The organism is Microbacterium sp. HSID17254, from assembly GCF_003989315.1.
Taxonomy (GTDB): Bacteria; Actinomycetota; Actinomycetes; order Actinomycetales; family Microbacteriaceae; genus Microbacterium.
Genome location: NZ_RBLT01000181.1, coordinates 1 through 798 on the forward strand (window position 1 = coordinate 1; position 798 = coordinate 798).

The window sequence follows — 798 nt, forward strand, 5'->3', positions numbered from 1 at the left end:
CCGGTCCCGCTGCCCGCGCCGACGGAGAACAGCGCGGTGCCCAGGGACGGGCCGAACGCCGTCATGACGGCCGCGATCGGCACGAGCCCCACGGTGGACAGCCGCGCGCCGAGCGAGAGGTCGGTGACGACCTGGTCGACGTCGCCCTTCGCCGCGGCCCGGCTCATCCGCGGCATCAGCGCGGTCAGCAGCGACACCCCGATCACCCCGTACGGGACCTGGAGCAGCAGCCACGCGTAGGGGTAGGTGGCGACCGCCCCCTCGGCCGCCGACGCGGCGACCCGGGTGGGGACGATGTAGCCGCCGTGCCCGACGAGGACGTAGGCCACGATCCACAGCGCCATCCCCCCGGCCAGCGACAGCCGCGGGTCCCAGCCCCACACCGGGCGGTAGCGGAACCCGATGCTGCGCATGAACGGGATCAGCACCAGTGCCTGGACGACGATGCCGAGCGTCGTCCCGACGCCCAGCACCAGCAGCTTCGGGTCGCCCATCCGGACCGGGTCGACCGAGATCTCCCCCGGCACGAGCAGGTAGACGACGAGCACGCCCAGCAGCACCAGGTTGTTGAGCACCGGCGCCCAGGCGAACGGCCCGAACACCTGTTTCGAGTTCAGGACCGCGCCGAGCAGCGCACCGATCCCGTAGAAGAAGATCTGCGGCAGCAGCAGCCAGGCGAACGCCGTGGCCAGGGCCGGGTTGGCCTGTCCGGTGTCCCCCGAGCCGAGGTAGAGGCTGGTCAGCAGCGGGGCGGCCGCCATCGCGATCAGGGTCGCGACCAGCAACGCGGCCCCGACG

At 72.7% G+C, this 798-nt stretch carries 1 protein-coding gene; it reads right to left on the reverse strand.

Annotated elements, in window-relative coordinates; translation table 11 throughout:
- On the reverse strand, positions 1–798 hold a 798-nt coding region (gene murJ, locus D8M34_RS18465), incomplete at both ends, for a murein biosynthesis integral membrane protein MurJ (RefSeq protein ID WP_274543289.1).